Origin of the sequence: Nitrosopumilus sp. b3 (genome assembly GCF_014078525.1) — an archaeon.
Taxonomy (GTDB): Archaea; Thermoproteota; Nitrososphaeria; order Nitrososphaerales; family Nitrosopumilaceae; genus Nitrosopumilus.
In genome coordinates this window covers 40,257-62,179 of the sequence record NZ_MU078695.1, presented here as the reverse complement: position 1 = coordinate 62,179, position 21,923 = coordinate 40,257, and the positions used below count along the sequence as shown (strand labels likewise).

26 protein-coding genes and 1 tRNA gene are annotated in these 21,923 nt (G+C 36.8%); 11 read left to right on the top strand and 16 right to left on the bottom strand.

The annotated features are described in order from the left end of the window. Positions 1–17 precede the first annotated feature (17 nt). Complete coding sequence (locus C6990_RS05540; RefSeq protein ID WP_182129268.1) at positions 18–1,394, top strand: ATP-binding protein; 1,377 nt, start codon at positions 18–20, stop codon at positions 1,392–1,394. A 2-nt stretch (positions 1,395–1,396) separates the two neighbouring features. Here the strand turns inward: C6990_RS05540 and C6990_RS05535 are convergent, their stop codons facing one another. From C6990_RS05535 to C6990_RS05515, 5 genes are read right to left on the bottom strand one after another with little or no spacing between them, the layout of a single operon-like run. Next, on the bottom strand, positions 1,397–1,684 hold the full coding sequence (locus C6990_RS05535) for a hypothetical protein (RefSeq protein WP_182129266.1): 288 nt from the start codon (positions 1,682–1,684) through the stop codon (positions 1,397–1,399). Further along, a complete protein-coding gene (locus C6990_RS05530) occupies positions 1,681–2,532 on the bottom strand; it encodes an HAD family hydrolase (RefSeq protein ID WP_182129264.1) in 852 nt (283 codons plus the stop codon). Before C6990_RS05530 ends, C6990_RS05535 begins: the two co-directional genes overlap by 4 nt. A 45-nt stretch (positions 2,533–2,577) precedes the next feature. Beyond that, on the bottom strand, positions 2,578–2,991 hold the full coding sequence (locus C6990_RS05525; RefSeq protein WP_182129262.1) for a hypothetical protein: 414 nt from the start codon (positions 2,989–2,991) through the stop codon (positions 2,578–2,580). A 45-nt stretch (positions 2,992–3,036) separates the two neighbouring features. Beyond that, positions 3,037–3,225 (bottom strand): hypothetical protein, encoded by a 189-nt coding sequence (locus C6990_RS05520; protein WP_182129259.1) that lies wholly within the window; start codon positions 3,223–3,225, stop codon positions 3,037–3,039. A gap of 52 nt (positions 3,226–3,277) precedes the next feature. Further along, positions 3,278–3,904, bottom strand: a complete 627-nt coding sequence (locus C6990_RS05515; protein ID WP_182129257.1) for a hypothetical protein — start codon at positions 3,902–3,904, stop codon at positions 3,278–3,280. 211 nt (positions 3,905–4,115) lie between these two features. Here C6990_RS05515 and C6990_RS05510 point away from each other — a divergent pair, with 211 nt between their 5' ends. Then, positions 4,116–4,256 carry a hypothetical protein gene (locus C6990_RS05510; protein WP_182129255.1) on the top strand — a complete coding sequence of 47 codons (141 nt, stop codon included), beginning with the start codon at positions 4,116–4,118 and terminating at the stop codon, positions 4,254–4,256. Between the two features lies 1 nt (position 4,257). Further along, positions 4,258–4,602, top strand: a complete 345-nt coding sequence (locus C6990_RS05505) for a helix-turn-helix domain-containing protein (RefSeq protein WP_182129253.1) — start codon at positions 4,258–4,260, stop codon at positions 4,600–4,602. Positions 4,603–4,606: 4 nt separating this feature from the next. On the opposite strand, the gene C6990_RS05500 is transcribed toward C6990_RS05505, so the two are convergent. Both C6990_RS05500 and C6990_RS05495 read right to left on the bottom strand, forming a co-directional pair. Further along, the gene (locus C6990_RS05500; protein ID WP_182129251.1) at positions 4,607–5,863 is read right to left on the bottom strand and encodes a hypothetical protein; all 1,257 of its coding nucleotides are present in this window, start codon (positions 5,861–5,863) and stop codon (positions 4,607–4,609) included. After that, entirely contained in the window at positions 5,856–6,317 is a 462-nt protein-coding gene (locus C6990_RS05495; protein ID WP_182129249.1) for a hypothetical protein, read from the bottom strand. The genes C6990_RS05500 and C6990_RS05495 overlap by 8 nt, the downstream gene beginning before the upstream one ends. A 210-nt stretch (positions 6,318–6,527) precedes the next feature. Here C6990_RS05495 and C6990_RS05490 point away from each other — a divergent pair, with 210 nt between their 5' ends. The 6 genes from C6990_RS05490 to C6990_RS05465 all read left to right on the top strand — a co-directional run bounded on the left by C6990_RS05490 (position 6,528) and on the right by C6990_RS05465 (position 12,010). Beyond that, positions 6,528–7,127, top strand: a complete 600-nt coding sequence (locus C6990_RS05490) for a hypothetical protein (protein WP_182129247.1) — start codon at positions 6,528–6,530, stop codon at positions 7,125–7,127. After that, on the top strand, positions 7,127–7,399 hold the full coding sequence (locus tag C6990_RS05485; RefSeq protein WP_182129245.1) for a hypothetical protein: 273 nt from the start codon (positions 7,127–7,129) through the stop codon (positions 7,397–7,399). Before C6990_RS05490 ends, C6990_RS05485 begins: the two co-directional genes overlap by 1 nt. A 66-nt stretch (positions 7,400–7,465) precedes the next feature. Then, positions 7,466–8,002, top strand: a complete 537-nt coding sequence (locus tag C6990_RS05480) for a hypothetical protein (RefSeq protein ID WP_182129243.1) — start codon at positions 7,466–7,468, stop codon at positions 8,000–8,002. Continuing rightward, the gene (locus C6990_RS05475) at positions 7,989–10,178 is read left to right on the top strand and encodes an ATP-binding protein (protein ID WP_182129241.1); all 2,190 of its coding nucleotides are present in this window, start codon (positions 7,989–7,991) and stop codon (positions 10,176–10,178) included. The genes C6990_RS05480 and C6990_RS05475 overlap by 14 nt, the downstream gene beginning before the upstream one ends. After that, a complete protein-coding gene (locus tag C6990_RS05470) occupies positions 10,179–10,727 on the top strand; it encodes a hypothetical protein (protein WP_182129239.1) in 549 nt (182 codons plus the stop codon). A 2-nt stretch (positions 10,728–10,729) separates the two neighbouring features. Further along, a complete protein-coding gene (locus C6990_RS05465; protein WP_182129237.1) occupies positions 10,730–12,010 on the top strand; it encodes a site-specific integrase in 1,281 nt (426 codons plus the stop codon). 115 nt (positions 12,011–12,125) lie between these two features. On the opposite strand, the gene C6990_RS05460 is transcribed toward C6990_RS05465, so the two are convergent. Continuing rightward, positions 12,126–12,223: transfer RNA gene (locus C6990_RS05460), tRNA-Val, on the bottom strand. Between the two features lie 95 nt (positions 12,224–12,318). Here C6990_RS05460 and C6990_RS05455 point away from each other — a divergent pair. Further along, complete coding sequence (locus C6990_RS05455) at positions 12,319–12,567, top strand: hypothetical protein (RefSeq protein WP_182129235.1); 249 nt, start codon at positions 12,319–12,321, stop codon at positions 12,565–12,567. Between the two features lie 2 nt (positions 12,568–12,569). Here the strand turns inward: C6990_RS05455 and C6990_RS05450 are convergent, their stop codons facing one another. From C6990_RS05450 to ileS, 6 genes are all read right to left on the bottom strand, one after another. Next, positions 12,570–12,737: a 50S ribosomal protein L40e gene (locus C6990_RS05450; RefSeq protein WP_008299211.1), complete on the bottom strand. Its 168-nt coding sequence runs from the start codon at positions 12,735–12,737 to the stop codon at positions 12,570–12,572. Positions 12,738–12,768: 31 nt separating this feature from the next. Next, positions 12,769–13,686: a succinate--CoA ligase subunit alpha gene (locus C6990_RS05445; RefSeq protein WP_182129233.1), complete on the bottom strand. Its 918-nt coding sequence runs from the start codon at positions 13,684–13,686 to the stop codon at positions 12,769–12,771. Continuing rightward, on the bottom strand, positions 13,683–14,789 hold the full coding sequence (locus C6990_RS05440) for a succinate--CoA ligase subunit beta (RefSeq protein ID WP_182129230.1): 1,107 nt from the start codon (positions 14,787–14,789) through the stop codon (positions 13,683–13,685). The genes C6990_RS05445 and C6990_RS05440 overlap by 4 nt, the downstream gene beginning before the upstream one ends. 40 nt (positions 14,790–14,829) lie before the next feature. After that, a complete protein-coding gene (locus C6990_RS05435) occupies positions 14,830–15,159 on the bottom strand; it encodes a hypothetical protein (protein ID WP_182129228.1) in 330 nt (109 codons plus the stop codon). 112 nt (positions 15,160–15,271) lie between these two features. Continuing rightward, the gene (gene dps, locus C6990_RS05430) at positions 15,272–15,859 is read right to left on the bottom strand and encodes a DNA protection during starvation protein (RefSeq protein WP_048115823.1); all 588 of its coding nucleotides are present in this window, start codon (positions 15,857–15,859) and stop codon (positions 15,272–15,274) included. A gap of 52 nt (positions 15,860–15,911) precedes the next feature. Then, a complete protein-coding gene (gene ileS, locus C6990_RS05425) occupies positions 15,912–19,109 on the bottom strand; it encodes an isoleucine--tRNA ligase (RefSeq protein ID WP_182129226.1) in 3,198 nt (1,065 codons plus the stop codon). A gap of 86 nt (positions 19,110–19,195) precedes the next feature. Between ileS and purD the strand changes: the two genes are divergently transcribed. After that, the gene (gene purD, locus C6990_RS05420; RefSeq protein ID WP_182129224.1) at positions 19,196–20,458 is read left to right on the top strand and encodes a phosphoribosylamine--glycine ligase; all 1,263 of its coding nucleotides are present in this window, start codon (positions 19,196–19,198) and stop codon (positions 20,456–20,458) included. Here the strand turns inward: purD and C6990_RS05415 are convergent. Both C6990_RS05415 and C6990_RS05410 read right to left on the bottom strand, forming a co-directional pair. Continuing rightward, entirely contained in the window at positions 20,449–21,012 is a 564-nt protein-coding gene (locus C6990_RS05415; protein WP_182129222.1) for a 5-formyltetrahydrofolate cyclo-ligase, read from the bottom strand. The genes purD and C6990_RS05415 overlap by 10 nt on opposite strands. Then, on the bottom strand, positions 21,002–21,865 hold the full coding sequence (locus C6990_RS05410) for a bifunctional 5,10-methylenetetrahydrofolate dehydrogenase/5,10-methenyltetrahydrofolate cyclohydrolase (protein WP_182129220.1): 864 nt from the start codon (positions 21,863–21,865) through the stop codon (positions 21,002–21,004). Before C6990_RS05410 ends, C6990_RS05415 begins: the two co-directional genes overlap by 11 nt. Between the last annotated feature and the right edge of the window lie 58 nt (positions 21,866–21,923).

Here is a 21,923-nt window from a genome sequence, read left to right as displayed (position 1 = left end):
AAAGTGAAATTACAGCTATGAGAAAATTTGACTTAAACATAGAAGAAGTACTTGAAGATTGGGAAGTATATCATGCAATAAGAGAAATTATTGCAAATGCTATTGACGAGCAAATTCTAACTGACACAAAAGAAATTGAAATTAAAAAAGAAAAAAACAGTTTTGTCATTAGGGATTATGGTCGTGGAATAAAATACGAGCATCTAACTCAGAATGAAAATGAAGAAAAGATTTCACATCCAGAACTAGTAATTGGAAAGTTTGGAGTTGGATTAAAAGATGCACTTGCAACTTTTGATAGACACAAAGTAAACATTATCATCAAATCCAAACACGGAGACATAACAATTGACAAATCATCAAAGCATGATTTTGAAGATGTTGTTACGCTTCATGCAGTTATTTCATCACCGTCAGAACCAGAAATGATTGGTACCAAAGTAATTTTAGAAGGATGCACAAAAGATGACATTGAAAAAGCAAAGAGCCTTTTCTTGAAATTTTCAGGTGAAAAAGTTCTAGAAAAAACACAGTATGGAGAAATTTTGAACAAAGAATCAACATCAAGAATTTACATTAATGGAATCAAAGTTGCTGAAGAAGAAAATTTTCTGTTCTCATATAACATCACTTCATTGACCGGAGCAATGAGAAAAGCACTTAATCGTGAGAGAACACATGTCGGAAGAACCGCATACACAGAACGTGTAAAGTCTATCTTGTTATCCAGCAATGATGAAAAAATCGCTAAACTGCTTGTGGAAGATCTTGAGGGATATCAAAAAGGAACTGAACATGACGAGATGAAGTATGTTGATGTTGCAGTACACGCATGCAAAATTCTTAACACTACCTCATCAGTAGTCTTTGTTACTCCTCAACAATTGCAATACGATACAATGGCCATAGACAATGCTAGACATGATGGGTTGTCCGTGGTAGTAGTTCCTGAAACAATTAGCCAAAAGATACGAGGCGAACAAGACATGTCAGGAAATACCATGAGAGATTTAGGACAATACAATATAGAATGGAATGAGAGTTTTGAATTCAAGTTTGTAAAACCCTCAGAACTGAATTCCTCAGAGAAAGAAATTTTTGATAAAACTAAAGATATTTTCGGTTTAATCGGAGGACAACCAAAGATGATCAAAGAAATTGTAATTTCTGAGACTATGAGAAGAGAAGAATCGGGCATGGAAGCATCTGGATTATGGGAACCAGACAAGAAAAGAATAGTCATTAAACGAGAACAACTAAAGAAAATGAAAGATTATGCAGGGACTCTTCTTCACGAAACAAGCCATGCAATTAGTGGTGCAGGAGATGTTTCAAGAGAATTTGAATCGGAATTGACAAACATCATTGGAAAAATTTCTGCTGAATCCGTGTAAAATTATTTTTTTCGTTTTCGTGTTTTCTTGGGTTTGTCAATGTCTTCATACTCTATTTTTTGCCCACAGAAAGGACAAAAATCAATTGGAATGACAGTTTGTCCCTCATAGGATATTTGATCAACTATGACAAATTTTCCTTGTTCATAGTTCCATCCGCTTGATTTTTTGTAATATCCTTTGAGAGGATCACAACAAAACTCTACATCACGTTGTAATGTGTAATTATCATATGTGTTTCCTTCAGATGCAGGATCAGGTAATGTTTCTTTTTTGTAAGTTGCGTTCATGGAAGATGCCTTTTCTTTCTATCTACAATTTCATAACCAATTTTCTTAACTATGGTGTCCAGAACATTTCTCAAATCACTTCCTTTTTTATAATTTCTAGAATAAGGACCCACTGTGGTTCGTTTTCCACGTGCAAGCTGGTATCCTTTGTTGACAGAATGTTTTCCAGTAATTCCAATACAATCTCCACCATATCCTTTCACAGCAGAAAAGCATGGAATGTCACCAGGACTATCTCCAAGATATACCATGTATTCAAACGGAATACGTCTATCTTCTGGTTTTATTGCATCATTCACACTAAAAGGACAACGTCTCAATTCTTTTCCTGTTATGCCCTTGTTAATTGCATAAAGGAACTTTGTTTTCTCAGTAAAAGTTACACTTGATTTTATGCTGTCAATTTTTTTTGTTTTTCTATCTTCGTTAAATGTTCCAGCAAAAATATCTGTAAAGTGTTTTGACAGTATACTTCCCTTAATCAGATCTTCAAATCCTGATGAAATGATGTAAAATTCAATATTGACTCCTGCTTCGTCAAAGTCCTTGTTCTTCTTGACCATTGACTTTATTTGAGGAATAAACTCCGGCACTCCTTCATAAGGAGTTATTTTCTTTCCAAGCTTTGTAAGTTTCTCATTTGTATCTTGTTCTATCTGACCGGACTGGATCATCTTTAGTATCTCAATCATCCATGCTTGTGGAGGATCCCATCCTTGTGAGACCATCTTCGTTATTTTCGTCCAGAATGGTTTGACTTTTACTCCGTTTTGCTCTAAAAGGAAATTTGTTGTATCTGGAGCTAGAGTTTCATCGCAATCACAAATAATTGCAATTGTATTTTGCATACTAGAAATAATAATTGTTTAACATCATATTAAGTGATTCACAGTCTAAAGTTTTGGATATTCATAAATGCTAAAATCGATTCCTTCCTCAGACTCAAAACCAACAAGCCTCTTTTCACAATTTATTTCAAAAATCAAATCATCTCTGTCATCTTCTAACAACCCTAATCCTTTCACAGTTTTGTTTCTGTCAATAAATTCAGGAAACACATCACAAAATATTTTCAACATGTTATCGAGGTCTTTTGTTTTTCTCCCTTCTACACTTGAATCAGAATACAAATTGAAGCATACTTCAAATGACAGTTTTTTTCCACGACATTTCTGTTGAACATCGGAAATGTTTTCAATTTTATTTAGAATTAAATCACGAAGCTCTTTTTTCCGCTCTAAATCATTATTCCCGTAAGTTTTGGGTTCATAGCATTTTAGAGATATTGAAAGAAGCGGTTGTGTCATAATAATGTAAAAGAGATCAAGAAGATTAACTTTTAGAAAGTCAATTTAACAATCACATTCTGTATCGTTAACTGCGCACTCTACAATAGCCTCAATAGTTTTGTTTTCTTCTATTCTTTTACCAATCTTCCGTATTCCTTCTTCTATTGTAGGGGCAGTTTTGTATTCTACTGCAGCCGTAAATGCCGTGATTCCAATATTTGTAAGAGTAAACCAGGGATTACATTTTTCCATGAAAAAAATGAAAACTACTTCTATTTAAGAAATTTAAAGAAACAACGGATGATCATTTAGTTGTCCATTGGAGTCCATTGTCAAAAGTAAATGTTGCCTTGTAATTGTACCCTATTGCGGAAATGATCTTCTTTGCCTCATTCATGTTTTGAAAATCTTTGTTGATGTGAATCTCAGCTATGGGAAACGTACCTGCTATAAAAGGCTCCCAACTTTCTGCATGCAGCGAAATCACGCATTTATTTTTTGGAATTATGTCCCTGTGCCATTCAGGAAGAAATGTAAACCCTGTATGAGACTGGAGTAGAAGTAATACTCCTAGTTTATCGTTTGGTAGTTGACCAAGTTTCTTTTTTAGCACTGATTCATTTTTGTCCCAATCGTCGGGAACTCCGCCCAACCTTCCCACTTTTCCTCTTTTGATGTTGTGAGATGCAACACTTGCTCCGTGCCATGTCTGTACGTTAATCTTGTTGTCCAACTCGATGTCTATGTCGTGATTCCCTGTGCTCAATTCAACATCGGTTACTTTGTAAGTTCCATTATCGTGAAACCGTTTCACAAATTCGGCGTTAACCAAATGCCCCAATTGCTGATCCTTTCTTAACTTGTGGATCAATATTTCTGAATTTGGTATTTTGTTCTTGTTATCTTCTAACCATGCGGCTAACTGTTCCATTCGGTTTACATCATTTTGGTTTGCGGTCATTGTTACTACTGTAATTCTTTAACAGATTCGTTTATCCATTTTTTGATTTCTTTTTCAATTTTTCTATCGCCTTCGCTCATTGTCCTTTTCGTTCCTTGAACCGCTCCTGAAGTCTGGAAGTCAAAACGTCGCTGAAAAGGGCATGGCTCAGGCCCGAGGTTAACTCTCGAGGTGATTTGAGATGAACGGCAACAAGCCAATCTACACTGGACTGATACAGTCCTCAGAAAAAGACCCTAAGAAGAGGAAGATTATCGGAAGGATAGCCCTCTGGGAAACGAAAGAGGATGAAAATCCTCTCTCCCAAACGGGAGGCGAGTGAGATGAGAGAAGAGATACTGAAGAAACTCAAGACATTCGGACTGGGGGACTACGAGTCTAGAGTGTATTTCACGCTACAGGTCAACGGCAAGACCAAGGCAGGAATGCTCTGGAAAGAAGCAGGAGTTCCTCAGAGCAAGATATACTATCTGCTTGACGCCTTGGAGATGAAAGGACTCGTAGAGCAGACGCAGAGAAATCCAAGAGAAGTCAGAGCAAAGTCTTTCCTGAGATTTGCAAACGAGTATCTGACAGAAAAAAAGATTCTGCTAAGAGAGATAGACGAGTCGATAAAGGAGAACAAGTATCTGCTGAAAGGTTTCAGAAGACGGAGGGTGTTTAGTTAGTGTTTTACCAATTTAGTTTTCTTTCCATCTTGTTGGAAGTTGATACAAAGTCTTCCATCAACACAGGGTTGATTTTTGAGTAATCTATATCGTCAAAGATTCTGTTGACATGGTTTTTGAAATTAACACCCATTTCACTATCGCGCAAAAAATGTTCAATCAATTCTAACATGTATTCTCTACTGGTTTTTGTTATTATTGCTTCTTTCAATGACCACATCATAAACATATGTTCCCATGCAAAACCCATCATTGGATCATCAAACATGTAATTTGGAATATAGTATGTGTTATTGAAATTATGATATGCTACATAGACATGGTTGTTTGCTGACATCATCCTGTGAAAATCTAGAAAGACTTTTCCCATGTTGTTTATTATGAACTGTTCATGTCTATTGATGAAATCTTTAGTTGATTTCTTCTTGTATATGTTACATGGATTCTGTATTGCATGGAAAAACTCGTCACGATCTTTAGGACAATTCATTGGTCCAAATTGAAATCCTGTACGTTCGTTTAAGAAAGAAAGAAATTGTCCTTCTGTTGCATCGCTTTTCGGTTTAAGAAATTTGGCAAATTCTGTTCTCTGTTTTAATGACTTTGAATCGTGCATTTGTTTTAGAATTTCATACGTGTCGTCAAATCTGTTGTTGGGGCTCAACGCAGGATTGTCAGCAAGCATTTGTTCTTCTGGAAGTATGTATGATAGATTTAGTGCGTAATTTGACGTTTGAAATGCAAACAACCAACTACCTGACCATTCTTTGATATCTTGCAATTTATTGAACATGTCTTCGTATCTCTTGTCACGATTTAGGTTGGACTGCATGTTTTTTTCTAGATATTCGATAGCCTTGTCTACATTAATCCCCATGTTCTTTTCAGACGAGAGTATTGAGATTTGCACATATATCTGAAATGTTACTTGAGCTTCCATAAGTGCAATTGATTCCAGATGAAGTTTGTCTATTGCAATTTGACTTTTTACTGCATTGTTAATATCTGTATTATGAATTAAATCTTGAACTGCATTTTCGGTCCATGCCATTCTGTTGATAATTGCTCCAGTTTTTCCCTGCTCACTATGTGATAATTCGTGAACTCTTGTCACTTTGCTATATGCAATATCATTTGCATTATTGTCACTTACCATATCTTGCATGTTGTAAACGATGAGATTAATCTCTGGAATCCAATGGCTATTCTGATAATGTAATGCTGTAGAAGGCGATACAATGAATTTTGAATTTCTAATCATTCTTTGATTTTTTCTTTTTATTTTTCGTCTTTTCTGTTTCTTCTCTAGATGGTGAAGCGGCTACTGCAACACTGCGACCTGTTCCTTTAAGACCCACTGGACGTTCTATTTCTTGCCGTCGTCTAGTCTGAAGCTCTGCTGTTCTTCTCTCAATGTATTCAGATTGTTTCGCTTCAGACAATGACGAAATCAGTTTTTCATCGGAATAATTGTCAAGTTCTTTTAGACGTTTGGAAATATACTCATCACGTCTTTTTTCATCTAATAATAAAACCAATTCATGTTCTTCATTCGTATAGTATTGAAATCTTTCAGTAACGTAACCCAGCAAATCTTCTACTCTGTCAATTTTTATTTCATGAGGCTTACTAACAGGCCCTAAGTAGACATAATCGTTCCCTTTTTTGAAATAATAGTAATTTTGCTTATTTCTTTCTCGTTTAACTAATCCCATATGAACACCATGTGTATCTGAATACGATCTGAATTCTCATCTTTAAATACAAAAATTGTACCTAATGGGAACAATAAAATAATTGTTGTACCTAATAGGTACAATGAATCAGAAAATAGATTCAAAATCAGGCGTGAAAACGCCTCAAAAATCCCCAAAATCAGTCGGTTACTTTTGGATGGCCGACGGAAGCTTCGTGGAGGTGGCACTGTGAACGAGTTCAAGTCCGTCTTCTCAATTGAAGGCACAAAACAAGAACCTATAGTGGGAGGAATTGAGAGAGCAGGATACAATCTCATTTCTCTGAACAACCCAGTAAGCACTGACGCAATACGTGACATCATAGGTACACTGGGAACTTCTGTCAGAAACAGTCTCTCAGCAGGACGAGCAGAACTAATCCCAAGAGCAAGTGCAATGTTTTCCAAAGACGGAGACACTATCAACGTCATTGACTTTGATGTGCAGGACATACAGCAAACGTACAGCGACCCAATCATCATTGTCACCGAACAAATTCCTGGAAGGACAAGCAACCTGATCAAAGAAATCTTAGAAGATGTTGTAAAGATAGACATCATCAAAAATTCTTTGTTGTCACTTGACAGCATACAGTTCAAGACTTCAATCGATGATTTGGCTAGATTGAAGAAAGAAGATCCGAGAGAGACATACAACAGATGCGTTACGTCTTTGATAAGATCCTGTGTCGGTGGAATCAAGACTCTGGACATTGATGCATTCGAACTTACAACAGTTCCAAGACAAACCACAAAGCAAATCCAAACACAAAAGGTGACTGCTGTCTAATGGGCAGCATCGCCACTATTTTTTTCATTTGCATTTTTTCAATCGCAGTAGCACTTTCTGTAGTCTATGACTTCATGTTCTGGTTGTTGATTGCATTTGGAGGTGCACTTGTCTTTCTACTTTCAGCGTTGTTTCTGGGGCTTGAATCCGATGAACCACGTCCTGTCCGACCGACATGGAACGATACTGAAACAAGAAGAGACCCAACACGATTTGAAAGAAACCTCCGAGGAAGAATTGAAGACGAATACAACAAGGAGGATTGGAGATGAAGTTCGAAGACTCTGAAAGAGATGACATGAAAAGAAACTGGATTCGAAAAGAGGAGATGCTTAAAGATGAGTAAAGACGAAGGCCGTATTCTCATGGGAGAAAGATGGATTGTTGCTCCCAAAAAAGAACTTGGAGGAACAGAAATGTTTCAAACAGACGGAGGGCAGTTCAGCAATCGATATCAAGTCTTCTGCGACGTCTGCGGAATCAAGGTAGAACAAGACAAGGTCACAATCTGCCAGGAACAGCAGCACAAGACCTGCTCAGAGTGCTTTGTGAGGTTCGAGCAGAAGAACATATGCGTAGACTGCCTAAAAGAGAAGATTCCTCTTTCTAAGCAGCAGTTCAAGATTCTGGTTTCTGTCTTTTCAGGCGTGAGTTGGACGCGTGGGCTTCACTCAGTCACCCACATGCCAAAACCTGCAATTGAGAGGACAGTTTCAGAATTGGTAGAACTGGGATACATCCAAAGGAAACGAATTTTCTGGACGGAGATTACTGATATCGGACTAGATGTTATGACTGCATACAGGACAGTCTATCCGAAAGACAAGGACGTCGAAAATCTCAACTGGGAGCTGAGAAGACGTGAGCGAAACTGATTCTGAATATTTTGACGAGATAAAAGACAAGATCTCAGTGCTTCCTGACATCGACAGAAAGTCGATTGAATCCCTTCTGGAATCCATGCTCTATTCAAACGACGAGCAAAACGAGATAACAAAAAACTGGATTTCTGATTTGGTTGAAACAAAATATGCAGCACATCTGCTCAAGTCAAAAACTCCTGTGATGAAGTTTCCAAGCAGAGAAGAATCGGAAGATGAAAAGTTTGTCGAAACAGGAACCGTGATGTCTGGCGACGTGAAGATGCACAAGTTTTTTCTTTCAAGAGTCAATCTCTCTGAAAATGTTCTGATAGTTGGACGTGCAGGAACAGGAAAGTCTACTTTGATTTTGAAATTCATTTCTGAGTTGTCTAATAACGATATCTTTTGGATTATTTTCGATGTGAAAGACGATTACAAAAATCTCGTAGCAATGTATAATGCAACTTCAGTGATAGACTGGAACCAAATGAGTTTCAATCCTTTCACAAACGTTCCGCCTGGAATGCCAAAAGAACTCTGGTGGAAAATCTTTCTTGACATATGCTCCCACTCGACAGGCCTGTACACTGCAACGCCAAACCACATAATCGAACACCTGAAAGAACTTGACGAAGAAAAGAACGGAAACTTTACACTGCAAGACGTCATCGACCTCCTTGATTCAAAGTACGAAAGCTCGAGCAAGAGAGACGACTACACTGCGACTGCAAAGAACAGACTGAAGGCAATCAACACAACATTCGACTCGGTATTCAACTGTCCTTTCGGATGGGACATTTCTAAATTATTTCGGAGCAGAGTGATCATCAGAACATTTCCTCTATTGTTTGAGGATTCCAGCATTCTCATTCAGGCAATTCTGATGTGGGAGTTCTACAGAAGGCTGTTCTCGCAGGAGAGATTCAACCGGAAGTTTACCTACGACACAAGCATGAACGACTACTTTACAATGGTTATCCTAGACGAGGCGCACCATGTTATGTCCAGACAAGAACTGAGTTCAGTATCGATAGAAAAGTCGGCCCCACCTATGAGCACTTTTGTCAGTATGGGCCGTGAATTTGGCCTGTCTATATTGGGTGCAACACAGATGAGCCACCTTCTGCTTGGCGCATTCAAAGACAACTCTGGAACTATGATGATTGGAAACATTCCCGATTATGAACAGAGACAGAATTTAGGTTCGTCATTGGGTATGGACATAGATGATTCCAAAGTATTGGGAAAGTTGCAGAAAGGAACGTGGTGCTGCAAGGTCCTTGGAAGAACTGACGCATTTGTTCTAAAATCTCCGATGATGGACAAAGGCGGACTGGTTGCAGAAGCCGAAATAATCTCTAGGTCCAAACCGTTCATAGACAAACTGGAATCAGAACGCAGAGAACTTGAATCAAGAATGTTTCTTGCACACGTTGACAAGAAAAAAGCAACTACTCCAGAAGTTGGAAAAGACGCTTGGCTTGTTTTGAACCACTTGTTAGAACATCCTTGGGATTTTCAAAAGAAGATCACAACGTCGTTAGATCTTTCTCCTGAAAGAATGAAGATTGCAAAGTCACAGCTAAAGTCTAGAGGCCTTGTGGAGTTTGTCCGATTCAAAATAGAACGAGAAGAACTTCACTTCATTTTAACAAGAAAGGCTTTGATGCTTTTGAAGAGTCTTGGAAAAAACCCTTCGCGTATTGCATTCTGGAATCTGTTCAACCAGATGCCGTCATACGAACACAGGTACTTGCAGTTTTTGATATACATCGGACTTAAAGACCTTGGTTATGTTGCAAGAAGCGAGTTCAAAGTATCTGAGAAAAGAAGAGTGGATGTCTATGCAGAAGGAGAAAAAAGAATTGCAGTGGAAATTGAAAAATCAACTTCTGACGTAGAGTCAAAAGTGTCAGTGCTTGCTGACGGATTGGTAGATGAACTTGTGCTGTTGTACACCGATGAAAACCATCTTGAGAAAATAAAGTCCAAGATTGAAAGTCTTGATGTTTCAGACGATAAGATTTGGATTGGATTGGCCAGAGATTATGTAAAAATTCTAAGAGATATGAAAAGAGATAGAGTAAGTGGCTCAGAATCGACCAGAAACGAAGATAATCAAAGTAGTTCTGTGCCTGAAGATGACACAGACCAGAATTGGGACAGAAACAAGGGAGAAACCAAGTAGTTGTCCTACAAACGGAAGAAATTCTTTGGCCCTCCTATCAAAAGAGGAGGATACATTCCAACAAAGGACTACATGGAACACTATCGAGTATTTCCGCAACAAGAAGACGAATATCACAGAAAACTAAGACAGGAACTCGAAAAGAACGAGCACCACATGTCACACTTTAGAGACACAGAGCCTCACTACAAAACAAACCCCGTGCAGGAAAGTTTCTCAAAACAAAATCTGGATGACTTTCAGGACTCTCTTTTCAACCGAGTCATGGAAGAGATGAAAGAAAGACAAGAAGTCTCCCAAGAAGTTTATGATAATGCCAAGGAAGTAACTGAAGCGATACAACAGAATCAGGACATGGGAGTTGCAGAGTTTACTGAAAAGATGCTTTCAATGGATGATGACATTTCGCAGATCAACTACGACCTTGACAAACTAGACAACGAGATATCCGAGGAATTACTGGACACACAGAATTTTCTAAATGAAGTGACAGAAGTGATTCCTGACACCTTGCCACAAAGAAAAAGTGACTCTGAGGTTGGATTCTGAGTTTGATCAAAGATCAAATACTAGATTCACGTAACATTCCACAAGATGAAGTCGCCGAGAGGCAGACCGATATGGGAAAACAGAAACTAGTAACAACGAACAACACTGCCAAACAACAAAAGATTTCAAGAAAACAACGAATGCTTGCAAACCCTGACGTCAAGAGATGGTACGACAACCTTGCAAGAGGAAGTCCGCTAACCGCCGATGTACGAGTTAGAAGACTGGACAAGTTCTGTGAAATCCATGAGATTACTCCTATGGAACTTGCAGAACTTGGAATGAAAGACCTGAGAACAGTAACTAATCTTCTAGAGGACCACATTACATGGATGGAAGAAAAAGACTATGCACCAGGATACATCGAAGATTTTGTAAAATCTGTAAAATCTTGGTTGCGTGAGTTTGACGTAGACATTAGAAGGAAACTGAAGATTCGAAATCAAGACTACACTCCAACACTGCAAAACGAGAGAGTTCCAAACGCAGAAGAAATGTCAGAAATTCTAAGCAGAGCAACACTGCGTGCATCTGTGATGATATCTCTCATGGCAAAGTCTGGCGTTCGTCCTGAAGTGATTGGAAATCACGACGGAACAGACGGACTGAGAATCAAAGACTTGCCAGACATTGTGATTCATCAAGGAGTTGCAAAGTGCATCAATGCTCCAAACAGAATCATCGTAAGACGAGAACTTTCAAAGGCAAGACACCAATACTTTACGTTCTCGACATCGTCAGGAACAAAGAAACTTCTTGCATACCTCAATGACAGGCTTGCATCCGGTGAACCACTGCACGGTGATTCTCCTGTTGTTGCGCCTGACTATGTCTACAAGACAAACAGAGGAAACAACAAGAACAAACCATTCTTGCCAACAAGACAGGTAAGCAGCGTAATACGAGAGACATTCCGTCCGAGATTCAAGTGGCGTCCATATGTTCTACGAGCATACTTTGACACAGAGTTACTCATTGCAGAATCCAAAGGAAAGATTGCACATGACTTTCGTGCATTTTTCATGGGACACAAAGGAACCATAGAAGCAAAGTACACGACAAACAAAGGAATTCTTCCAGAAATTCTCATCAAAGAAATGAGAGAGTCTTTCAAACGCTCTGAAGAATTTCTTGATCTTGAAATCACAAAAGAAGATCCAATTCTACAACAAAAAGAAGAAGCACAAGACGCAATACAAAACGCAACGCCGGAAGAACTTGGTAAGGTACTAGAGATGCTTCAGACTCTGAACATCGGTAAAACAAGCCAAGCCAAAGAGTAGTTGCAAGTGAGGAAGTAGAACAGTTCATTTTAGAGGGTTGGAAATTTGTTGGAACATTGCCTAACGGCAAAGTTGTTTTGGAGAATTGTCAGAAAGGGATTTGAAGCCACAGTGGTGGTGGACCGGATGGGATTTGAACCCACGACCCTTGCGGGGAATTATTCCCTTACGCAGTGTGAGTGCGTCATCCAAACCAAACTAGACGACCGGTCCAACGATTCTTCTAAAATAGGACTTTTTTGTCTTTAGGTCAACTGATTATACTGTTATTACCTTGACCTTTTCTACTAATTCTGGAAAATATTTTCATGTCTCTGCAAGAATTTGATGCACTAATTGATAGGATGAAATTAGCATACGAGTATGCTGAAAATTTGGGGCAATATGTGGAATCTGCCAAAGTTCTTTACCAGATGAATGAACAATTACCTGATGATCTTCAATTATTTTTAGAAGATTTAGAAAATCCTGAATCTGCAAAATCATTCATAATAAAATATCATAATGAATTAAAATCTGCAATTGTAAATTATAGACAAAGATTGATGAATTTTTAATTCTACTTTTTAACGCCCAAGTTTCTGTTCTTTAATCTCAAGTATGGGTTTCTACATTTTCTGCATCGTGATGCACCAATGTCATTTCTACATCCACATTTGAAGCAAATTCTCATTACAAGTCGTGCTTGTTGGGCAATTCGTTTCTTTTCTGGGTCAGTGATAGGCATTTAATTGACTCCTGAATCTCTCTCTTTTATTCTAATCGGATTTGTCCATTTTTCCAGCTAATAGCACTGGTACTTCTGCGGGTCTTTTTGCTACAGGGACATTTGCCTTGTTAAACATTGAAATTTTAGATTCTGCAGAGCCATAATTGCCCATTACAATTGCACCGGCATGCCCCATTCTCTTTTCTTTGGGTGCTGCTCTCCCTGCGATGTATGCTACGGTAGGCTTGTTAAATCCACTATCAATAATTCTTTGTGCCAACATTTCTTCAGAATCTCCGCCTATTTCTCCGACAACTACAATTCCTTCCAAATCTGGAATGTCCTTTACCATCTCAAATGCATCAATTAGTCTTGTTCCGTTAATTGGATCTCCTCCAATACCAATTGTAATTGATTGACCAAATCCTGCATTGGTTAGTGCATCTGAAATTTCATAGAGTAATGTTCCACTTTTTGACAAGACTGCAATTTTCCCTGCCTTGAAGGGCATTGGTGGCATAATTCCTATTTTGATCAATTCTGGAATCATTATTCCCGGAGTATTGGGTCCGATTACTATTGCTCCTTTTTTATTTGCAAGCTCTAATGTCTCCATAGTGTCTCTGATGGGGACATGCTCTGGAATTGCAACTAGCAGTTTAATTCCTGCCTCTAATGCTTCTTTTGCAGCTGATAGAAAGAATTTTGCTGGAACAAAAATGATTGAGATTTTTGCATTGGTAGCATCAACTGCCTCTTGCATGGTATTGTAAATTGGTACGCTCTCATTCCATGTTTGGTCTCCTTTTCCTGGAGTAACACCAGCTACTATGTTGGTTCCATACTCTAACATTTTTCCTGCATGCAATGATCCATATGATCCTGTAATTCCTTGAACTATCACTCCTTTATTTTCATAATCTGATTCTCCAGGTTTACCTTTTAATATTTCAAAAATATCTGTCATTTCTTTACTCCCATTACTGCAGCGTTGATGGCCTCTTCAACAGAATCGAAAATTTTGGTTCTAGAACCTTTCAACATTTCTTTTGCTTTATCTGACTCTGTTCCCTTTAATCTTGCAAATACTGGCAAGTCAATTAAATTATCTTCATATGCTTTTAGAAATGCTTCAGCTACTACAGTTGTTTTTACAATTCCTCCGTAGAGATTTACTAGAATTCCTTTTACTCTATCTAACTTGCTAATCAAAGTTAATGCTTCATACACTGATTCGGTCGTTGCACCGCCACCTACATCTAAGAAACATGCTGGCTTTCCACCATTATCTGATAACATATCTAGGGTTGACATTACCAATCCTGCCCCATTACCTACCACTGCGATATCTCCATCCAACTCCACTAATGAAAATCCACTTTTTTCTGCTTGCTCTTCAATCTCTGTTTTCTCTTGATATTTTTGTAGTTCTGGATGTCTAAAGTTACTGTTATCGTCTGTTACAAATTTGCCATCAAGTGCCATGATTGTATCGTCTTGCATGATTGCAAGTGGGTTGATTTCTACCAACTCGGCCTCTTTTTCAATAGTAAGTTTTGATAATTTTTTCAAAGTATCTACAAATTGTTCTGCAGTATTTCCTTCCAATCCCATCTCCTTTGCAACTTCTTTTGCAAGTTCATCTGAAACATATCCTAGTCCAACTTCTTTGATAATCTGATTTTTGACTGATTCAATCTCTACACCGCCTTCTGCAGAAGCAATGATTGTGTAGCATCTTTTTGAACGATTCAAAAACAGTGACAGATACAACTCTTTTTTAATATCCGCCATTTTTTCAAGCAGAATTGCTCTTGCTTTTTCTCCTTTGATTGTCAAGTCCATTACTTGTGGGTATTTTAATTCAAATTCATCGTCATTTTGACATTTTTGAATTCCGCCAGCTTTTCCTCTTCCTCCAACTGGCACCTGAATTTTAATAACAAATGGATAGCCTAATTCTTTTGCATGCTTTCTACCATCTTCGATATTTGTAGATGATATGCTCTTTAGTAGGTTAATCCCGTATTCACGAAATAATTCCTTTGCCTGAAATTCTAGTAATTGCATGCAAGCATTGTGAATTTTACGGTCTTTATTAACTATGATGCTATTTTAATTGCTCATCAAGAAAATCAATCATTTCCAAAAAGCGATCTTTGCTCTTTCGCAATAATTCCTCAGGATACTCTTGGATTGTAAATACAAACTGCTGATGAAAGCTTGGAACTAAAACGCCACCTGATGTCACCATCTGCTCGATAACATATCCTTTGGTAAGAGTACAGACAATTTCTTCATATGACTCATCCTCTTCTTCCAGAGTCTGCCTATACAGAACTATTGGTCTGTTTGTTTTTGCAACAATGTTTGAACCCTTTTCTAACAGATCTGATAGCTGCTGAATCTGCCATGCATCCAAGCTAATCTGCTTTACCATGTTCTCTGTAAGTGATTTTTCTATTTAACCCTGATAAAACAACGCATCTTCACAACATGTCGTCAATAAAATCACAAAATTTACAATTTAAAAGAAAGAAAGTGATTTGGCCTTAAGCCATATCGAGTGCTCTAGAGTGTTTTCCTGTATGTGGTCTTTCACCAGAAAACTTTCTTCTCATGTGTCCTGATGGTCTTCCGTAGATTAGTTCTAAGAACCAAGACTCGTGCTCAATCTCCTCTGCTAAGATATCTTTTGCAATATCATATGTTGCAGGATCTTTTCCTAATGTCATTTGACAAATTTTATTCCAATTGACAATTGCGCCCTGTTCTGCTTTGAGACATTTCTCTAGAATTGCCTTATGATCTGTTGGATTTGCTGGAAGCTGTAAGAACTCACATCCAGACATTTTGATAAATTCTGTTGCATCATTTGGGAGTGCTCCACCTAGTTGATAGATTCTCTCAAGGCATGATTCAAAGTGACTAAGATCTTCTAATCTTGCATCTTCGATTATTCCTTTTAATCCCTCACCTTCCATACCTGTACAATGTGCTCTTAGATTGGTAAAGTAATAGTATGCAGTAAATTCAACTGCTGCATTTTTTATCAACTCTTTAACCAATTCATCCACATCTAACCCGTTTTGTTTTAGAACATTAATTCCAACAACATTTGGTTCGTTTGATTCAGACATTTGATTTTACACTTTCTGGTTGTAATAAAAATATTACATTAAACTTTGATGTCTATTCTACAGATATTCTAATTTTTTGGCCGTCAATATCGTCATCTTTGTATTCTTTGCATGATTCTGAAAAATTAACCTGTTTTACTCTGACTAAAAACGCCAAGTCTTCTGCTTTGTCTTGTATCATTTCAAGTGATTCCTCATCCAAATCAAGAATTGATGCAGTATCTAAAATATCCGTAGGGTTGTAGCCTCTTTCTTTTCTGAGAGTTTGGAGCCTTCTTGCTATATCTTTTATCAATCCTTTAGCCATCATCTCCTTATTTCTGGATGTTGAAATGAATACAATGTAATTGTCTCTTTTAGATACTGCAAAATCTTCACTAGCATCAAAATCTATTACATAATCTTCATTGTCTAATGAAATCATTTCTCCATCAACATCAAAATCATATTTTGAATTTTTTTCTAATGATGAAATTATTTCTTCAGGATCTGTATCTGCAAATTTTGCAACCAGTTTTCCCATGTGTTGTTTTGCTTTAGGTCCAATTCTTTTTCTTTCTAGTTCAATTACTGGTTTTACTGGCAATCCTAACTGTCTTAATTCTAAAATTTGGCCCAATCCTGAATCTTTTTGGATTTCTACAATAGAAAATCTTTCTACATTTAATTGAGATTGTAACAAATCTGACAGTGATTCAAGCTTGGCCTTTTGATCTTTTTTGACACAAATTCGTGCTTCGTTTAATGGCCATCTTCTTTTTAATTTCCCTTTCATCCTTGCAGCAGATGATACCGAGACAACATCCTTCATAATATCAAATGATTCCTCTATCTCTTCGTTTACAAGTGATTTTTCGTACTTTGGCCAGTTGTCTAGCAGAATACTTTGTTTTCCATCAAATACTGTCTGGTAAAGATATTCACTTGTAAATGGACAAAATGGATGAATCAAAATATCTAGTGTTTTGAGTACTTCGCTTAGAACTGCATAAATTGATAACCTTCTATTTTTCTTTTCTTCATCTTCATCCCACAGTTCTCCTCTTGTAATTGGAATGTAAATTTGACTTAGATTGTTGATTATGTAGTCATCAATTGCTTTTGCACTTTCGTGAAATTTACATGTCTGGTTTTTTTCTGTAATTTTTTGTATTAGTTTTTGAAGTTTTGATAACAGCCAAATATCTGGAGATGTTAGTAGATCCTTTTTCTTTGCCCATTCAACTGTGTTTGATTGCTCAAAATTGTCGTATTGGCTATTTTGTTTAAAATACAAATGGAGATTAAATAATGTGTTAATTACCTGATACGGTCTTGACATTAATTCATCCGTACTGAAACTAAGTGGCTCAATTGGACTTGCTTTCCACATAAAATAGAATCTAATCAAATCAACAGGATATTTTTGCAATAACTCTGCACCTTCCAAAACATTTCCTTTACTTTTGCTCATTTTTCCACCATTCTCATCAAGCACATGTCCTTGAAACAAAAATGATTTGTAGGGCGGATTTGGTCCATTGTTTAAGATTACATTTTCAATTAGGAGTGTGTATGCCCACCCTCTAGTCTGATCAATACCTTCAGTGAAAAATGGAGCTGGAATTTCATTGGTATACTCTTCATCAGTCAATGATGAATATGGAGCAGATCCACTGTTGTGCCATGTATCTAAAACATATTCTTCTCTTTTTGTTTTTGAGCTTCCACATTTTTTACACTTTATTGTAATGTTGTCAATCCAAGGTCTATGTAATTCAAAGTCAGGACCATCCGGCAAGTTACTTGATGCATCTACAATTTCTTTTCTTGAAAAAAACCAGTTTTTCTCACCACAATCCTCACAACTCCAAACAGGTAACGGACATCCCCATATTCTTTCTCTTGATATGCACCATGGATGCCTCTCTTTGATGATTCCCAAGAATCTATTTTTTGGTTGCTCAAAAAAGTATTCTACACTTTCTGCAGCATCGATTGCTTTATTTTCTAACCTGTCTAATTTGTAAAACCATCCTCTTCTTGCAAGCCATACAATTGGATGGTGTGATCTCCAACAAAGAGGATACTTGTGTTTAATTTTTCCAATTTTTACTAGGGCATTACGCTCTTTTAGATCTTCTACAATTACTCTGTCTGCATCTCTTACAAACATTCCCTGGTATTTTCCCGCATCTTTGGTAAATTTTACCTCATCATCAATTGGACTGAAAATTTTTACTTTTCTTTTATTAGCTATTTTGATATCTTCTTCCCCATTTGCTGGGGATAGATGAACAAGACCACTTCCAGTGCTTGCATCAACAAATGTCTCTGAAACTGCAACATGAAAATTATTAATTTTTGAGCATTCCCTTAATTCTGGTATTTCATCAAGTAGTGGGTGAATGTATTTTTTCCCTTCAAATTCAGAGCCTTTTGCAGTTTTTTCAATTTTATATTTTTCAATTTTTACTTCTTTCATAAATTCTTCCAGTCTTGTTTTTCCAATAACCCATGTTTCGTTTTCAACCTTGACATACGCATAATCTTCTTCTGGTTGAAATCCCACCATTGCATCAGTAACTAGAGTAAATGGCATTGTAGTCCATACAATCAAAAATGCATCTTCGTCAACTAGTTTTACTTTATAATATAACGAAGGATCTTTTACTTCTTCATAACCCTGATTTACTTCTGCATGACTCAGTGATGTCTGGCAACTAGGACAATACGCAATTACTGTGAAATCTTCTTCTAAAATTCCATTCTCATGGGCTTTTTTTAGCACTTGCCATTCTCTTTCAATAAATTCATCTCTAAAAGTCCAATATGCTTTCTCATGATTAAATGACATTCCAAGCAGTTCATCAACTTCTACCCAAGACTTGTTGTATTTTTTTACAATTTTTTTGCATTCTGTAACGATTCTTTCAATCCCAAATTGTTTAACTGCTTCAGTTTTTCCACCAGAAACCCCTAATTCCTTTTCAACCTGTAATTCCACTGGAAGACCTTGTGTATCCCATCCTCCATTAAATTCAATTTTTTTTCCTTGTAATGTATTGAATCTGTACCACAAATCTTTGATTACTCTCCCTCTTAGATGTCCTGCATGAGGAATACCGTTCATAGTTGGTGGACCCTCAATGAATCTGATTTTTTCAGGTTTATCTGATGCAAAAATTTGTTTTTCTAAATCAATGGATTTAATGTGTTCTTTTACTTGGGTCTCAATTGATTTTGCATCAAACTTTGTAGAAAGTTCCATCTGGATTTTGATATGTATGTGGCATTATAAAGCTAAATTGATTTGATGAGACTTGGATTATATAATTGAGTAAAAGATGATTTTTGTTGGTAAATGTACTAGTAGTCGGCTCTGGAGGAAGAGAGCATGCATTATCATGGAAATTATCTCAAAGTGATAAAGTTGAGACCGTTTTTACAGCTCCTGGAAACGGTGGGACAAAAAACAATGTCCCTATTGATGTCAATAATTTAGATGAATTAGCTGATTTTGCACAAAAAAATAATTGTTTTACTGTAGTTGGTCCAGAGGATCCTCTGGCTGCCGGGATTGTTGATAAATTTAATCAACAAAATCTCAAAGTTTTTGGTCCTTCTAAAAAGGCAGCACAACTTGAATCAAGCAAGATATGGGCCAAAGATTTCATGAAGCGAAATAATATCCCAACAGCTAGATTTGAAATTTTTGATGATGCAATCAAAGCTCAAAATTATGTAAAATCACTTGATTACAATGTAGTTGTAAAAGCTGATGGACTTGCAGCAGGAAAGGGAGTGGTTGTTTGTAATAGTGCTGAGGAAGCAGTTTCAGCAATTCAAACAATTCTAGTCAAAAAATCATTTGGTGAGGCTGGAAATCGAATCATTATTGAGGAACGGATTGATGGAATTGAGGCATCATACATTGCACTATGTGATGGAAAAGTTGCTATACCAATGGCATCTAGTCAAGATCATAAGAGAATTTTTGATAATGATAAAGGTCCAAACACAGGTGGTATGGGCGCTTACTCTCCCACCCCAATTATCACAGATAAAATGGCTGAAAAAATACAGAAAAAAATTATTGATAAAACTATCCAATCAATGAAAAATGAATCTATTGAATTCAAGGGATTTCTGTATGCCGGAATTATGATAAAAGATGATGAACCCTATGTTTTAGAATACAATGTTAGGATGGGTGATCCCGAATGCCAACCAATTGTAATAAGGATGGATTTTGATTTGTATGATTATTTTGTTGCAAGTGTTGAAGGCAAATTATCTGATATGCCTTTGCCTGCATGGAAAAATCAATATGCAGTATGTGTTGTCTTAGCATCAAAAGGATATCCAGAATCATATCCAAAAGATGAAAACATTTCAGGTTTTAATTTAATTCCAAACGATTCATATGTTTTTCATGCTGGTACAAAAAAAGTAGATGGGAAAATTCTTTCAAATGGAGGACGTGTTTTGGGCGTTACTGCCTTAGGTGATAGTTTAGAGGAAGCAATAAAGAATGCATATTCTGCATCTGGTAAAATATTTTGGAATAATAAGTACTGCAGAACAGACATTGGTAAAAAGGGATTATCTTATTTCTGAGTTTGAAAAAATCTGTCTTCTGTAACAATCCAATCAATTGTTACATCATGATCTGATTTTGGAATATTTTTTACAATTTGTTTTTCTAAGGTTAGTGCAATTGTTGTTGCATTACTTCCTACTAGAAATCTATCGTAGAATCCATGGCCGTATCCTAATCTAACACCATCTGGGGAAATGCCTACTGTTGGAACTAAAATCACATCTAAATTATTGTCTGTTGGGCAGTCATCTTTTGGTTCCATGATGTCAAAACGTCCCTTTTCTAGGCTCGAAAAATCCCTTATTTTCCTAAATTCCATTTCTTCACCTGTTACCTTAGGTAGAAATACATCCTTTCCATCACTAATTAATTCTTGAATTATGTCTTGTGTGAAAATTTCACTTTGTATTGGATAATAAACTCCGATTTTTTTGGCATTTTTGAATGCATAGATCTTTTTTAATTTTTTTTGCATCTTTTGACTTGCTATTTTTAGAAGATCAAAAGATGTATTATCTCTTTTTTCTAATAGAAGATTTCTTAGTGAATCTTTTTTTGTATTATCTTCCAATTTGACTACTCAATGATGCTGCAGTAATTGTATTTTTTAATAGCATGGCAACTGTCATTGGACCAACCCCTCCTGGAACTGGTGTTGCAAAAGATGCTTTCTTAATAATTTGATCATAATCCGAATCCCCAACAAGTTTTTCTTCAAATCGAGATATTGCAACATCTATAACAACTGCACCTTCTTTAATCATCTCGGATGTAAGTGTGAATTTGGTTCTGTCACCAACTGCTGTAATGATAATGTCTGCAGATTTGCAAAACTCCGAAAGATTCTTTGTTTTAGAGTGACATGTAATTACCGTTGCATTCTTTTCTAATAGTAAATGATATAGCGGCTTTCCTACTAGATTGCTTCTATTAATTAGAACAATATTTTTTCCTTCTAAATCAATTTTATGATATTCAAACATCTCCATTACACCTGATGGTGTACATGCAACAAGAGCTGCCTTTTTCATAGATAACAATCCTGCATTGTGTGGGGTTAATCCATCTACATCTTTGATTGGTGATATTCTTGACGTAGTTGCAAATTCATCTAACTGTTGAGGTAAGGGTAGTTGAACTAATATCCCATGTACCGAACTGTCAGTGTTTAGATTATCGATAATTTCATTTAGTTCTGTTTGTGTTACACTGGAATCTAATTTATGATCTTTTGTTGCAATTCCAACTTCTTCACATGCAATGTGCTTATTTCTTACATATGTGGCAGATGCTGGATTGTCTCCTATCAAAATCGTGGCTAAACATGGGTTGATTCCTTGCGATTTGAGCTCTGCTGTTGCTTTTTTTACCCTGTCTTTAACTGATTGAGCAATTACCTTGCCGTCAATTTTACTGCCTGTCATACTTTGATTTTGAATTGTAGATATTTAATTCTTGGAATTCATTATTGTGAATCTCAGA